Origin of the sequence: Kitasatospora sp. NPDC093558 (assembly GCF_040683475.1) — a bacterium.
Classification (GTDB): domain Bacteria; phylum Actinomycetota; class Actinomycetes; order Streptomycetales; family Streptomycetaceae; genus Kitasatospora.
In genome coordinates this window covers 1-12,446 of record NZ_JBFBDY010000173.1, presented here as the reverse complement: position 1 = coordinate 12,446, position 12,446 = coordinate 1, and the positions used below count along the sequence as shown (strand labels likewise).

The following is a 12,446-nucleotide window of genomic DNA, read 5'->3' as shown; positions in this document are numbered from 1 at the left end:
TACGACGCGCTGACCGGCCGCCGGCTGCCCGCCGACGCCGACTTCACCGCCTTCGCCCGGGCCACCGTGACCGCCGCCCTACCCGCGATCTCCTCGCGAGCCGGCCGGCCTGAGCGCCACCGGCTCCTCCCCGGCCGGGCCGCTCATCCGGCCCGCCGCCCGGACGCTGGGGCTGACCGCCACGGTCACGGTGAGCAGCACCAGCACCGCCGTGATCACCAGTCCGGTGCGGGCGGGCCCGAGGCCGGCCAGCATGTACCCGCCCACCAGCGCGCCGAGCGCGTTGGCCCCGGAGGTCAGGAACGCGGAGCTGGACAGTACCCGGCCCTGCAGCTCCCCGGGGGTGGCCCAGGCCAGGTAGACGTTGCCGCACACGGTGAACAGACCGGCCACGAACATGATCCCGGCGGCGTCCAGGGCGATCGCCACCGGGTCGGAGAGGAAGGCCACCAGCGGCATCAGCACCACCCAGACCGCGTGGCCGATGACGGACGTGGCGTGCAGCCCCACCCGGGCCGACCACCAGCCGGCCGCCATCGCCCCGAGCAGGCCGCCGATGCCGGCCGCCCCCGAGACCAGTCCGAGCTGCGCAGGAGTGCCGCCGTGTTCCTTGACGACCACCATCACGGTCAGGTTCAGCACCTGGAACAGCAGGTTGCTGCCGGCGAACACGGCGGACATCACCCGCAGGAACCGGTTGCGCCACAGCCACCGGACGCCCTCCGCCACCTCGACGTGCAGCCGCTTCGGCGCAGCCGTGCGGACAGGTCGCAGGTCCTTGCGGATCAGGGCCAGGCAGGCCAGCGCGACCAGCTGGGCGAGCGCGGTCACCGCGAACGGGAACCAGCGGGTCACGCCGAACAGCAGCCCGCCGAGCGGCTGCCCGAGCAGGCCGATCGCCGAGCCGCGGGCCTGGTTGCGGGCGAACGCCGACGGCAGTTGCCCGGCGGGGACCACGTGGCGCACCGCGACCTGCTCGGCGCTCTGGTAGAAGATCCCGAGCGCGCCCTCCACGAAGGCGGCGGCCATCACCAGCGGCACCGGGACCCAGTGGCCGGCCACCGCGCCGGCCATGCCGGCGAAGACCAGCAGGCGCACGGCGTCACAGCCGAGCATCGCCTTCCGGCGGTCCCAGCGGTCGACCAGTGCGCCGGCGGGCAGTTGGAGCAGCAGGTTCGGCAGCGTCGCGGCGAACGCGACGTACCCGGACGCGGCGGCGGACCCGGTCTGCCAGAGCACCAGCATCGGGTAGGCGATCATGCCGACGCAGGACCCGAACCGGGAGATCCCGGCGCCGATCCACAGCCGGACGAAGTCCGGGTTCCCGCGGACCAAACCCCCGTGACGGGTTGGTGTGCCGTCGGCTGGTGGGCTGCTGGCTGACTGGCTCATCGGTGAGGTGCCCTCCCGTGGCGGCCGAGCCGTCCTCGGCACCGGACCGACAGCGTCGGGCACACCGCCTATTGCTTCGCTATACCCGCGACCGGCCACGGGCGGGCGGGGGCGGGCGGGGCCGCTCGCGGGGCCGCTCGCGGGGCCGATATCGCTCGAATATAGAAACCTTGGGGACCGTTCTGGTTGCCACGATTCCGCGTGGCTGCAGTCGACCCGAAGGGATCGCGGAGATGGACGCCAGTTCCGGCTGGAAGCCGCTGGAGATCGGCCCCGACTCGGTTTCCGTACCCGGCGCCGCAGGTGTCGAAGGCCTCTTGGCGTGGCTGGACGCCGACGCCGAGGGGATCGAGGCGCTGCTCGACCGGGAGAAGGCCGTGGTGTTCCGCGGTTTCGGCGTCACCGAGCAGCGGCTCGGCGCGGTCATGGACCGGCTGCTGCCCGAGCGGCTGGCCTACGTCCACGGCAACTCGCCGCGCACCAAGGTCGGCGACAACGTGTACACGTCCACCGAGTACCCGGCCGAGTACACCATCTCGATGCACAACGAGCTCTCCTACGCCCACAGTTGGCCGTCCCGGCTGCTGTTCTGCTGCGTCGTCGCGGCCGAGACCGGCGGGGCCACGCCGGTGGTCGACGCGGCCCGCTGGCTGGAGTCGCTGGACGACGAGGTCCGCGAGCGCTTCGCGGACGGCGTCCGGTACTCCCAGAACCTGCACGGCGGAGTCGGCCTGGGCAAGAGCTGGCAGGACACCTTCGAGACCGACGACCGCGACCAGGTCGACCGGTTCCTGGCCGGCTCGCACGCCGCCGGCGAGTGGCGGCGCGACGGCAGCCTGCGGATCACCCAGCAGCGCCGGGCCACCGTCCGCCACCCCCGCACCGGCACCGAGGTCTGGTTCAACCAGTCGGACCAGTGGCACCCGGCCGGCCTCGGCGACGAGACGGCGGCCGACCTCGCCAGGCTGCTCCCCGCGGCGGACCTGCCCCAGTCGGTGACCTTCGCCGACGGTGCGCCGATCCCCGCCGAGTACGTCCGGCAGATCCGCGACCGCGGGCTGGCGGCCGCCGTCGACGTGGACTGGCGGCAGGGCGACGTCCTGCTGATCGACAACGTGCTCGTCGGCCACGGCCGGCGGCCGTTCACCGGATCGCGCCGCGTGCTCGTGGCCATGTCCGATTGATTCCCGTTGAGATCCAGCGAACCCGCTCGAAAGAGGTCACCCTATGACCCTCGCATCACCGACCCCACGAACGACGAGACTCGACGACAGCACCGACCTGACCCTGACCGACCCGGAGTGCGCCGAGGTCCTGCGCCTGGCCCGCGAACTCGTCCTGGTCGAACCACGGCTGATGGACACCCGGGTCTGGATGGACGAGGCCCGCCGCCGCTCGTCCCGGCTGCCGCTGCGCCTGCGCGAGTCGGTCCGGCAGTACCGGCACGACCCCGGTCCGACCGGTCTGCTGATCGTCCGCAACCTGCCGAACGACGAGACGCTGCTGCCCGAGACGCCCACGGTGGCGGAGTCGGTGGAGCGCCGGGCCACCACGCCGGGTGCGGTCACCGCCCTGCTCAGCCTCTGCCTCGGCGAGGTGGTCGCCTACCGGGAGGAGAAGTCCGGCGCCCTGGTGCAGAACGTGGTCCCGGTCCCGGGGCAGGAGGCGTCGCAGAGCAACGCCGGCAGCGGCACCCTGCTCGAACTGCACGTGGAGAACGCCTTCCACCCGCACCGGCCCGACTACGTCGGCCTGTTCTGCCTGCGCAACGACCACTCGGGCACGGCCGGCACGCTGGTCTCCTCGATCCGCCGGGCACTGGCCCTGGTGCCACCGGAGGCCGTCGGGGTGCTGCTACAGCCGCGCTTCGTCACCGAGCCGCCGCCGTCGTTCCACTCCGGCGCACCGACCACCGCGCACCCGGTGCTGGAGGGCGCCGCCGACGACCCGAACATCCTGGTGGACTTCAGCGCCACTATGCCGCTGGACGACGAGGCCAAGGCGGCCCTGGAGGTGCTGCGCGACGCCTTCCTGACCGTCTCGGAGACGCTGGTGCTCCAGCCCGGTGAGCTGGCCTTCGTCGACAACCGCCTGTCGGTGCACGGGCGAACCACCTTCGAGGCCCGTTACGACGGCCGGGACCGCTGGCTGCACCGCACCTTCGTGCATCTCGACAACCGGCGCAACCGGAGTCACCGTAGCGGCGGTGGATTCGTCCTGAGCTGACCGCCACGGCGGGAGACGGCCACGAGTTACCCTGACAGCATCCTCGTGGCCGCTCCCGCCGTTTTCCCTTTCGGTGCCGCGGATCTGACGCAGCACCGTCCACTTCTTTTCACGCCACCCCGGACCTTATTCGACGATGCACATCATCCTGGCCAAAATGGTCTTCCCCATCGAGCCGCCGCCCGGCGAACAGGTCCGCGACGGCCTGTACCGGGCCGCGGCGGTCGGCCACGGCCTGCAGCACGTCTTCGCCGAGGGCCGGGGCGACAGCGCCATCGCCGTCCTCTTCGTGTCCCACGCCCGGCTGCGCGCCGCCGAGGCGGCCGCACTCGCCGTCTGCACCGCCTACCTGCGCACTTGCGGCGGACAGTTGAGCCATCTCGCCGCCACCCTGGTACCGGGGTTCGACGACCTCCTGCTCTCCGGCGACCAGCCGGACGACCGGTCCTGACCGCCGCACCGGCGGCTCCCCCGCGCTCCCCCGCACTCCCCGGCGCTCCCCGAAGTCCGGCGGCGGCAACACCCTGCCATGGCAACAGCATGGCGCGGACATTCGCCGATGGATCGTCAAGAAGCTGCCACCATGGAATTCCAGGCCGCCCACAAGGCCCGGCCTTCGGAAAAAAAGCGGAATGGCTGCACACCATTATCCGCGGAGCACTCGACACACGATTCGGGGGAAACACACGATGAACACCCAGACACCGACCCGCCTCGCCGCCAAGGCCGCCACCGCCCTCGCGGCGATCACCCTCGCCCTCCTCGCGCCGGCCGCCGCCGGGTCCGGTGCCGGCGCCCAGCCGCAGGCCCCCGCTGCCGCCGCCGGCGAGCCGGCCGGCGCCACCGGCCCGAACAACAACGGCTGGGACTGACAGGTGGGTTATCCCTACCCCGGTTCGGTGGGCTGACCACGTGTCCGGCCCCGGCCGAACTGCGGTTGGCTGGAGGACAGATGGCGGTCCGGGCCGGCGCAGGCGCACCGCCCCGGACCGCCACCGCGAACCACCGGCGAAGGCCACCGGCCTTCCCCAGAACGAGGAGTGAGCCATCAATACCTCAAGCCGCACCGCCCGGCGGTGCCTCATGACCGGACTGGCCGTGCTGGCCGCGGGTACCGTGCTGGCCGGGTGCAACCCCACGAGCGGGCTGAGCCGGACGACCCCCTTCTCGCAGACCGGCCAGGCCGACGCCGCCGGCGCCACCCTGCTCCAGATCGACAGCCACGACATCGCCGTGACGCTGAGCGCGGGCGACGGTCCGACCGTGCAGGTCTCGGCGAGCGGCAACTACGGGGGCAAACCCCCGGAGGTCTCCACGACCAGGTCCGGCACCACCGCGAAGGTGAGCGCGACCTGCCCCGACGACTGCCAGCTGCAACTGCACGTCACGCTGCCGGCCTCGCTGCCGGTCCGGGTCGACGGCGGCAACGGCGCGATCGAGGCGGACACGCTGGCCGGCGCGCTGGAGCTGCACACCGTCGACGGCGCGATCACCGTCCGCAGCCCCACCGGCCCGGTGACCCTGAAGAGCGGCAACGGCCAGGTCAGCGTGACCGGTGCCGCCTCCAAGCGCGCCGAGATCACCACCGCCGACGGCGCCGTCAACGCCGCCTTCAGCACGGCCCCGGCCGACGTGCGGGTGACCACGGGCGACGGAGCGGTCGACCTCGCGGTGCCCGCGGGCAGCGGCTACCGGATCAACGCCCGCAGCAACAGCTCCGAGCCGCAGGTCGACCTGCCGAACACCAACGGCGCGGCGGCCTCCCTCACCGTGGCCACCTCCAACGGCGGTATCCGCATCCACTGAGCGGCCACCACCGCAGCCGTCGACCGACCCGCCGGCCACCGCGCCCGCCACCGCCCCGCCACCGCCCCGCACTGACGACCCCACGTTGGAGAAGAACCCATGCGCCACCCCTCCTCGCCCCTGCGCGCCCCCCTCGGCAAGACCGGCATCTGGGCCCTGGCGGGCGCCTCGGCCGCCGCCGCGGCCACCGCCTGGTGGGTGACCGACTCCGCGCCGTACCCGTACGCGCAGCACCGGCTCCTCGACCTGCCGCTGCCGTTCCTGTCCTCGCAGCGGCTGGTCGACCAGCTCCAGCCCAAGCCCAGCGAGCGGATCCTGGAGATCGGCCCCGGCACCGGGCTGCAGACGCTCGACGTGGCACCCCGGCTCGGCACCGACGGCCGGCTGGACATCGTCGACATCCAGCAGGAGATGCTCGACCACGTGATGCGCCGGGCCACCGGGGCCGGCCTCGACACCATCGTCCCCACGCTGGCCGACGCGCGCGAACTCCCCTTCGACGACGCCACGTTCGACGCCGCCTACCTGGTCACCGCGCTGGGCGAGATCCCGGACGTCCCGGCCGCCCTGCGGGAGCTGCGCCGGGTCCTCAAGCCGGCCGGCCGTCTCGTCGTCGGCGAGTTCTTCGACCGCCACCAGATCCGCCCGGCGGCCCTGGCCCGGCACGCCAACGCCGCCGGCCTGCACGTCATCCGGCAGTCCGGACCGGCCCTGGCGTACTTCGCACTGCTGCACCCGTGCACCTCCTCGCACGCCGGCGGCCGGCCGCACACCGGCACCACGGACGAGTCGGCTGCCGCCCCGCTCCTGATCGGAGCCGGCGGACCGGCGTGAACGGCGCCGCCCTCCCCCGAAACCGACCGGGGCACCACCTCTTCAGGCGGTGCCCCGGTCGGCCATTTACCGGTGGAGGATCAGCAGGAATCCGCCTCCTTGAATATCCACCACGAGTCCGAGAGCAGCTCGGTCGCACCGGCCTGAACGCACCGCACGCCGCCGATGCCCTCCATGTACTGGTACCTGACCTTGACGGCGTGGTTCTCGCAGTTCCGGTAGTAGCCGTAACCACCGGTGTAGGAGTCTCCGCACGGCACGTCCACCGCAACGGCACCCGCGCCCGGGGTCGCGCCCGCAGGCATGGCCGGGACCAGGAGCGCAGCCCCGGTCGCGGCCACGGCAAGAGCTGCTCTGAGAATGTTCCGCTTCTTCTTCATGGCCATCAGCCTGGCGCCGCCGACTCTATTTTCCCTATGCTCCGCCGCCCCGAGGCGACACCCCTGAGACGACGAAGCCGACCGGGGCACCACCTCTTCAGGCGGTGCCCCGGTCGGCGTCTACGGGCTGAGGATCAGCAGGAATCCGCCTCCTTGAATATCCACCGCGCCTCCCCGAGCAGCTGAGTCGCACCAGCCTGAATGCACTGCGCGTCGCCTATGCCGTCGAGGTACTGGTAATGGACCTTGACGGCGTGGTCCTCGCAGTTCCGGTAAGTACCGTAAGCACCGGCGTAGGAGACTCCGCACGGCACGTCCACCGCAACGGCACCCGCGCCCGGGGTCGCGCCCGCAGGCATGGCCGGGACCAGGAGCGCAGCCCCGGTCGCGGCCACGGCGAGAGCTGCTCTGAGAATGTTCCGCTTCTTCTTCATGGCCATCAGCCTGGCGCCGCCGACTCTGATTTCCCTATGCCGTGCTCCTGCGGCGTGCGGACCGAGGTCCGCAAGCCGCAGGAGCGGTGCGTCAGCTCGCCATGGTGCTCCGGATGAAGTCCTTGAACGCGGTCACGTTGGTGTAGATCGACGGATCGACCGCACACGTGGGCGAGGTGCCGCCGGCGCGGCTGGTGGCGCCGAGCAGCCGCCACTCGCCGTTGACCTGCGCGATCGCCGGGCCGCCCGAATCGCCGTAGCAGGCACCCTGGTTGTTGCCGTCGGGGCCCTGCGGGTTGTTGACGCAGAGCTCGGTGGCGCCGTCGAAGCCCTCGGCGCAGCCGCTCGGGAGCAGGCTGGTGTCGAGTTCCTTGAGCTGGTCCGGGCCGTTGTCGCCGCCGGGCTGCGGCGTCTCCTGGCCCCAGCCGAGCAGCCGGGCGGTGGTGCCGGCCGGCGCGCTGTCGGCGATCGCGATCGGGGTGGCCTGGACGGGGGCCGCGAGCTGGAGCAGGGCGATGTCGTTGTTGGTGCCGTAGTTCGGGTGCGAGACGATCCGGGCGAGCGAGGCCACCTCGCCGCCCGAGGTCCGGTCGCTGGAGCCGACCCGGACGGTGAACTGGTCGGCGGAGCCGCCGGCCACGCAGTGCGCCGCGGTGACCGCCCAGGTGGGCGAGATCAGCGAGGCGCCGCAGAGGTGCCGGCCGCCCTGCTGCAGCGAGGCGATGAAGGAGTAGGCCTGCGACGCGCTGCCGCCGCCGATGATGGGCTTGCTCGGCACGGGGGCGGCCGACGCGCCCGTCGCCGGCGCGGCGAGCGCGAGCGCGGTGGCCGCAGCGGCGGCGGCGAGGATCCTGGGCAGCGGGAGGTACGTCATGACGCGTCCTTGTCCGGCGGTGTGGGGCCGCCTCGTGGGGGTGACATGAACCTGTCGAACTGCCCGCAAGGCTGGCCCCTGACGGCCCGTCGGGGACACCCGCCGTTCGGCGGGGAGAGCGACCGCCGACCGGAGGCTTGCGCGAGCACCCGGCCACCGTTGTGACGTCACACGCGAGCGGGCCCCGGCCGCTGTGCAGCCGGGGCCCGCTCCCGTTGAACCGCGGACTACTCCACCGTCACGCTCTTCGCCAGGTTGCGGGGCTTGTCGACGTCGCGGCCGAGGGCCACCGCCGCGTGGTAGGCGAGGAGTTGGAGGGGGATGTTGAGGAGCAGCGGGTCGAGCTCGGGCTCGCTCTTGGGGACCAGGATGCAGTGGTCGGCGAGCTTCTCCTCGGGGCGCCGGTGGGCGACGGCGATGACGCGGCCGGAGCGGGCCTTGATCTCGCCGAGGGTGGTGAGGTTCTTGTCGAGGAGCTCGTCGTCCGGGACGAGGGCGACGGTCGGCAGCTCGGGGCTGATCAGCGCGAGCGGGCCGTGCTTGAGTTCGCTCGCCGGGTAGGCCTCGGCGTGGACGTAGGAGATCTCCTTGAGCTTCTGCGCGCCCTCGCGGGCGACCGGGAAGCCGCGGACCCGGCCGATGAACATCATCCCGGCCGACTTGGCGTACTCGGCGGCGAGTTCGGCGATCGCGTCGCTCTGGTCGAGCACCTCGCGGATCTGGTCCGGCAGCGCCTTGAGGGCGGAGACGATGCGCCGGCCGTCGGCGGGCGAGAGGTCGTGGATGCGGCCGAAGTGCAGGGCGAGCAGCGCGAAGGCGACGACCGTCGAGGTGAAGGCCTTGGTCGAGGCGACCGAGATCTCCGGGCCGGCGTGCAGGTAGATGCCGCCGTCGCACTCGCGGGCGATCGCGCTGCCGACGGTGTTCACGACGCCGAGGACGCGGCCGCCCTTGCGCTTGATCTCCTGGACGGCGGCGAGGGTGTCGTAGGTCTCGCCGGACTGGCTGACGGCCACGTACAGGGTGTCGGCCTCGATCACCGGGTTGCGGTAGCGGAACTCGGAGGCGGGCTCGCTGTGCGCGGGGATGCGGGAGAGCTCCTCGATCAGCTGGGCGCCCATCTCGCCGGCGTAGTAGGCGGAGCCGCAGCCGAGGATCTTGACCCGGCGGATCTCGCGCAGTTCGCGGGCGTCGAGGTTGAGGCCGCCGAGGTGCGCGGTGGCGAAGCGCTCGTCCAGGCGGCCGCCGAGGGTGCGCTCGACCGAGCCGGGCTGCTCGTTGATCTCCTTGAGCAGGAAGTGCTCGAAGCCGCCGGTGTCGTAGGAGTCGATCTCCCAGTCGACGGTGGACGGCTGACGGTGGGTGGTGCGGGCGTCCTCGGTGAAGGTGCGGAAGCCGTCGGCGCGGACGACGGCGAGCTCGCCGTCCTCCAGGTGCACGACCTGGCGGGTGTAGCGGACGAGGGCGGAGACGTCGGAGGCGGCGAACATCTCCTTCTCGCCGATGCCGAGGACGATCGGGCTGCCGTTGCGGGCGACGACGATGCGGTCGGGCTGCTCGGCGTCGAGGACGGCGATGCCGTAGGTGCCGACGACCTTGCCGAGGGCGGCACGGACGGCCTCCTCCAGCTCGACGCCCTCGGTGGCGTGGGCGGCGATGAGGTGGGAGAGGACCTCGGTGTCGGTCTCGGAGCGGAAGATGGCGCCCTCGGCGGAGAGGCGGGCGCGCAGCTCGTCGGCGTTCTCGATGATGCCGTTGTGGACGACGGCGATGCGCTCGGCGTTGTCGAGGTGCGGGTGGGCGTTCTCGTCGCTCGGGACGCCGTGGGTGGCCCAGCGGGTGTGGCCGATGCCGGTGGTGCCCTTGAAGCGGGCGGGGACGGCGGCGGCGAGGTCGGCGACGCGGCCCTTGACCTTGCGGAGCTTGATGCCGCCGGTGCGGCCGGCGACCGCGACGCCGGCCGAGTCGTAGCCGCGGTACTCAAGGCGGGCGAGGCCTTCGAGCAGGAAGGGGGTCGCGTCCTTGGGGCCGATGTAGGCCACGATTCCGCACATAACGGGCTCCTCCATGGAGTGGGTGTCGGCTCAGCCGTAGACGATCCGGCGCAGCTGCCGGGCGGAGAGCTCCGGTGCCGCGACGCGGCGGGCCGGCAGCTCCTCGGCGAGCCGGGCGAAGATCCGTTCGTTGGTCAGTCCGCGTGCCTGGAGCTCGGTGTGACGGCGGCGGACGTACTCCTCGGTCGTCTCGGAGAAGTACGCCAGGACCTCCGTCACGAGCCTCGCCGCTTCCCGGGGCCCGAGGGGGCTGGTCCGGGTGAGGTGGGCGACGAGGTCGTCATGAGGGTGGGGTGAGCTCGGCACGGAGGAAGACTTTAGGCGCACGCCGCCCGGAAGCCAAAGTTTCTGCCCGGATTCGGGCAGACATTCCGACTTTCAGCGCAGGCAACCATGCGGAACCCCTCCCTTCACCTTTTCGACACACCCTTGTCGGCCACCCGGGTGCCACGTAGCGTGACCCTCTCCACACGTAGCGGAAGACCGGAGGCTTGCTGATGTGCGGCATCACCGGATGGGTCGCCTTCGACCGCGACCTCACCGCCGGCGGGAACTATAGGGACGTCCTCGACGCCATGACGGCCACCCAGACCTGCCGCGGCCCGGACGCGGGCGGGGTCCACCTGGAGCGCCACGCCGCGCTCGGCCACCACCGCCTCGCCGTGATCGACATCGAGGGCGGCGTCCAGCCGATGACCGTCGAGCACGACGGCCGGCTGCTGGCCGCCCTCACCTACAGCGGCGAGGTCTACAACCACGACGAGCTCCGCGCCGAACTGCGGGCGGCCGGCCACCGCTTCCGCACCCGCAGCGACACCGAGGTCGTGCTGCGCGCCTACCTGGAGTGGGGCGAGCACCTGGCCGAGCGCCTGAACGGCATGTTCGCGTTCGCGATCTGGGACGCCCGGCGCGAGGAACTGCTGCTGGTGCGCGACCGGATGGGCGTCAAGCCGCTGCACTACCACCGCACCGCGGACGGCGTGGTGTTCGGCTCCGAGGTGAAGTCCCTGCTCGCCCACCCGTCCGTCCGGCCCGCGGTGGACCTGGACGGGCTGCGCGAACTGCTCGCCTTCTGCCGCACCCCGGGCATCACCCCGTACCGCGGCATAGCCGAGGTCCGCCCCGGCCACGTCGTCCGCGTGCGCCGCGAGGGGATCGCCGTGCGCCGCTACTGGGCGCTGGAGGCGCGCGAGCACACCCACAACCTGGACACCACCGTCGCCACCGTCCGCGCCCTGCTGGACGACATCGTGCACCGCCAGCTCGACTCCGACGTGCCGCTGTGCTCCCTCCTGTCCGGCGGCCTCGACTCCAGCGCCGTGACCGCCCTCGCGGCGGGCGTGCTCAGCCGGGCCGGCGCCGGACCGATCCGCTCCTTCGCCGTCGACTTCGCCGGCCAGAGCGAGAACTTCCACGCCGACGCGATGCGGCCCACCGAGGACGGGCCGTACGCCCGCCTGCTCGCCGAGCACGTCGGCGCCGACCACCACGTCGTGGAACTCGACGCCGGCGAGCTCACCGACCTCGCCCAGCGCACCGCCGCCCTGCGCGCCCGGGACCTGCCCGGCGGCTTCGCCGACATGGACGTCTCGCTCCTGCTGCTCTTCCGCGGCGTGCGCCGGCAGTCCACCGTCGCCCTGTCCGGCGAGTCCGCGGACGAGCTCTTCGGCGGCTACCGCTGGTTCCACGACCCGGACGCGATAGCCGCCGACGACTTCCCGTGGGTGCCCTACATCGAACGCGGCCTCGCGGGCCCCGGCGCGGGCGCCCGCGAGCAGCTCCTCGACCCCGACCTCCTCCGCAAGCTCGACCTGGCCGGGTACCGCCGCGCCCGCTACCGCGAGGCACTGGCCGAGGTGCCGCACCTGCCCGACGCGAGCCCGCTGGAACGCCGGATGCGCGAGCTCTCCTACCTCAACCTGACCCGCTTCGTCTGCCTGCTCCTCGACCGCAAGGACCGGATGAGCATGGCCAACGGCCTTGAGGTGCGGGTGCCGTTCTGCGACCACCGGCTCGTCCAGTACGTCTTCAACACGCCGTGGGCGATGAAGAGCTTCGACGGCCGCGAGAAGAGCCTGCTGCGCGCCGCCGTCCGGGACGTGCTGCCCGACGAGGTCGCCGATCGGGTGAAGAGCCCGTACCCCGTCACCGCCGACCCGCACTACCCGGCGCTGCTGCGCGCCGAACTCGCCGCCCTCGCCGCCGACGGCAAGTCCCCCGTGCTCGGCCTGCTCGACCAGCGGCGGCTGGGCGACGCGCTCGCCCCCGAGACCGACCCGCAGTCGGTGCGGCTCGGCATGGACCTCGCCCTGGACCTGTCCACCTGGCTGACGGAGTACCAGGTGGCACTGGACATCTGAGTGTTCCCTACCCCGCGCGGCACGCCGGCCGGACGGGCCCCGGCCGCCCGTACGGCCCGGCCCGCGCGGGGCCGCGTCCGGGGCGT

13 protein-coding genes are annotated in these 12,446 nt (G+C 72.5%); 7 read left to right on the top strand and 6 right to left on the bottom strand.

Annotation, left to right across the window (positions count from 1 at the left end; translation table 11 throughout):
- Positions 1 to 78 precede the first annotated feature (78 nt).
- Positions 79 to 1,335 (bottom strand): MFS transporter, encoded by a 1,257-nt coding sequence (locus AB0O00_RS18270; RefSeq protein WP_363652939.1) that lies wholly within the window; start codon positions 1,333 to 1,335, stop codon positions 79 to 81.
- A 290-nt stretch (positions 1,336 to 1,625) separates the two neighbouring features.
- On the opposite strand from AB0O00_RS18270, the gene AB0O00_RS18265 reads away from it, so the two are divergent.
- The 6 genes from AB0O00_RS18265 to AB0O00_RS18240 all read left to right on the top strand — a co-directional run bounded on the left by AB0O00_RS18265 (position 1,626) and on the right by AB0O00_RS18240 (position 6,258).
- Positions 1,626 to 2,576 carry a TauD/TfdA family dioxygenase gene (locus AB0O00_RS18265; protein ID WP_363652937.1) on the top strand — a complete coding sequence of 317 codons (951 nt, stop codon included), beginning with the start codon at positions 1,626 to 1,628 and terminating at the stop codon, positions 2,574 to 2,576.
- 43 nt (positions 2,577 to 2,619) lie between these two features.
- Complete coding sequence (locus AB0O00_RS18260; protein ID WP_363652935.1) at positions 2,620 to 3,618, top strand: TauD/TfdA family dioxygenase; 999 nt, start codon at positions 2,620 to 2,622, stop codon at positions 3,616 to 3,618.
- 157 nt (positions 3,619 to 3,775) lie between these two features.
- A complete protein-coding gene (locus AB0O00_RS18255) occupies positions 3,776 to 4,069 on the top strand; it encodes a hypothetical protein (RefSeq protein ID WP_363652933.1) in 294 nt (97 codons plus the stop codon).
- A gap of 238 nt (positions 4,070 to 4,307) precedes the next feature.
- Complete coding sequence (locus AB0O00_RS18250) at positions 4,308 to 4,490, top strand: hypothetical protein (protein WP_363652931.1); 183 nt, start codon at positions 4,308 to 4,310, stop codon at positions 4,488 to 4,490.
- A gap of 211 nt (positions 4,491 to 4,701) precedes the next feature.
- Positions 4,702 to 5,424, top strand: coding sequence for a DUF4097 family beta strand repeat-containing protein (locus AB0O00_RS18245; RefSeq protein ID WP_363652929.1), 723 nt, complete (start codon positions 4,702 to 4,704; stop codon positions 5,422 to 5,424).
- Between the two features lie 99 nt (positions 5,425 to 5,523).
- On the top strand, positions 5,524 to 6,258 hold the full coding sequence (locus AB0O00_RS18240) for a methyltransferase domain-containing protein (RefSeq protein WP_363652927.1): 735 nt from the start codon (positions 5,524 to 5,526) through the stop codon (positions 6,256 to 6,258).
- A gap of 80 nt (positions 6,259 to 6,338) precedes the next feature.
- Here AB0O00_RS18240 and AB0O00_RS18235 read toward each other — a convergent pair whose 3' ends face one another.
- The 5 genes from AB0O00_RS18235 to AB0O00_RS18215 all read right to left on the bottom strand — a co-directional run bounded on the left by AB0O00_RS18235 (position 6,339) and on the right by AB0O00_RS18215 (position 10,306).
- Positions 6,339 to 6,638, bottom strand: a complete 300-nt coding sequence (locus AB0O00_RS18235; RefSeq protein ID WP_363652925.1) for a hypothetical protein — start codon at positions 6,636 to 6,638, stop codon at positions 6,339 to 6,341.
- 134 nt (positions 6,639 to 6,772) lie between these two features.
- Positions 6,773 to 7,072: a hypothetical protein gene (locus AB0O00_RS18230; RefSeq protein WP_363652924.1), complete on the bottom strand. Its 300-nt coding sequence runs from the start codon at positions 7,070 to 7,072 to the stop codon at positions 6,773 to 6,775.
- A 91-nt stretch (positions 7,073 to 7,163) separates the two neighbouring features.
- Positions 7,164 to 7,946, bottom strand: coding sequence for a serine protease (locus AB0O00_RS18225; protein WP_363652922.1), 783 nt, complete (start codon positions 7,944 to 7,946; stop codon positions 7,164 to 7,166).
- A 227-nt stretch (positions 7,947 to 8,173) separates the two neighbouring features.
- On the bottom strand, positions 8,174 to 10,000 hold the full coding sequence (gene glmS / locus AB0O00_RS18220; RefSeq protein WP_363652920.1) for a glutamine--fructose-6-phosphate transaminase (isomerizing): 1,827 nt from the start codon (positions 9,998 to 10,000) through the stop codon (positions 8,174 to 8,176).
- Positions 10,001 to 10,030: 30 nt separating this feature from the next.
- The gene (locus AB0O00_RS18215) at positions 10,031 to 10,306 is read right to left on the bottom strand and encodes a hypothetical protein (protein ID WP_363652918.1); all 276 of its coding nucleotides are present in this window, start codon (positions 10,304 to 10,306) and stop codon (positions 10,031 to 10,033) included.
- Between the two features lie 191 nt (positions 10,307 to 10,497).
- Here AB0O00_RS18215 and asnB point away from each other — a divergent pair, with 191 nt between their 5' ends.
- The gene (asnB, locus tag AB0O00_RS18210) at positions 10,498 to 12,360 is read left to right on the top strand and encodes an asparagine synthase (glutamine-hydrolyzing) (RefSeq protein ID WP_363652916.1); all 1,863 of its coding nucleotides are present in this window, start codon (positions 10,498 to 10,500) and stop codon (positions 12,358 to 12,360) included.
- The last annotated feature ends 86 nt before the right edge of the window (positions 12,361 to 12,446 follow it).

What these genes read in the sequence shown, in the direction of transcription:
- AB0O00_RS18265 (WP_363652937.1), top strand. Translation starts at nt 1,626, where the DNA reads ATGGACGCCAGTTCCGGCTGGAAGCCGCTGGAGATCGGCCCCGACTCG.
- AB0O00_RS18260 (WP_363652935.1), top strand. Translation starts at nt 2,620, where the DNA reads ATGACCCTCGCATCACCGACCCCACGAACGACGAGACTCGACGACAGC.
- AB0O00_RS18255 (WP_363652933.1), top strand. Translation starts at nt 3,776, where the DNA reads ATGGTCTTCCCCATCGAGCCGCCGCCCGGCGAACAGGTCCGCGACGGC.
- AB0O00_RS18250 (WP_363652931.1), top strand. Translation starts at nt 4,308, where the DNA reads ATGAACACCCAGACACCGACCCGCCTCGCCGCCAAGGCCGCCACCGCC.
- AB0O00_RS18245 (WP_363652929.1), top strand. Translation starts at nt 4,702, where the DNA reads ATGACCGGACTGGCCGTGCTGGCCGCGGGTACCGTGCTGGCCGGGTGC.
- AB0O00_RS18240 (WP_363652927.1), top strand. Translation starts at nt 5,524, where the DNA reads ATGCGCCACCCCTCCTCGCCCCTGCGCGCCCCCCTCGGCAAGACCGGC.
- AB0O00_RS18235 (WP_363652925.1), bottom strand. Translation starts at nt 6,638, where the DNA reads ATGAAGAAGAAGCGGAACATTCTCAGAGCAGCTCTTGCCGTGGCCGCG.
- AB0O00_RS18230 (WP_363652924.1), bottom strand. Translation starts at nt 7,072, where the DNA reads ATGAAGAAGAAGCGGAACATTCTCAGAGCAGCTCTCGCCGTGGCCGCG.
- AB0O00_RS18225 (WP_363652922.1), bottom strand. Translation starts at nt 7,946, where the DNA reads ATGACGTACCTCCCGCTGCCCAGGATCCTCGCCGCCGCCGCTGCGGCC.
- glmS (WP_363652920.1), bottom strand. Translation starts at nt 10,000, where the DNA reads ATGTGCGGAATCGTGGCCTACATCGGCCCCAAGGACGCGACCCCCTTC.
- asnB (WP_363652916.1), top strand. Translation starts at nt 10,498, where the DNA reads ATGTGCGGCATCACCGGATGGGTCGCCTTCGACCGCGACCTCACCGCC.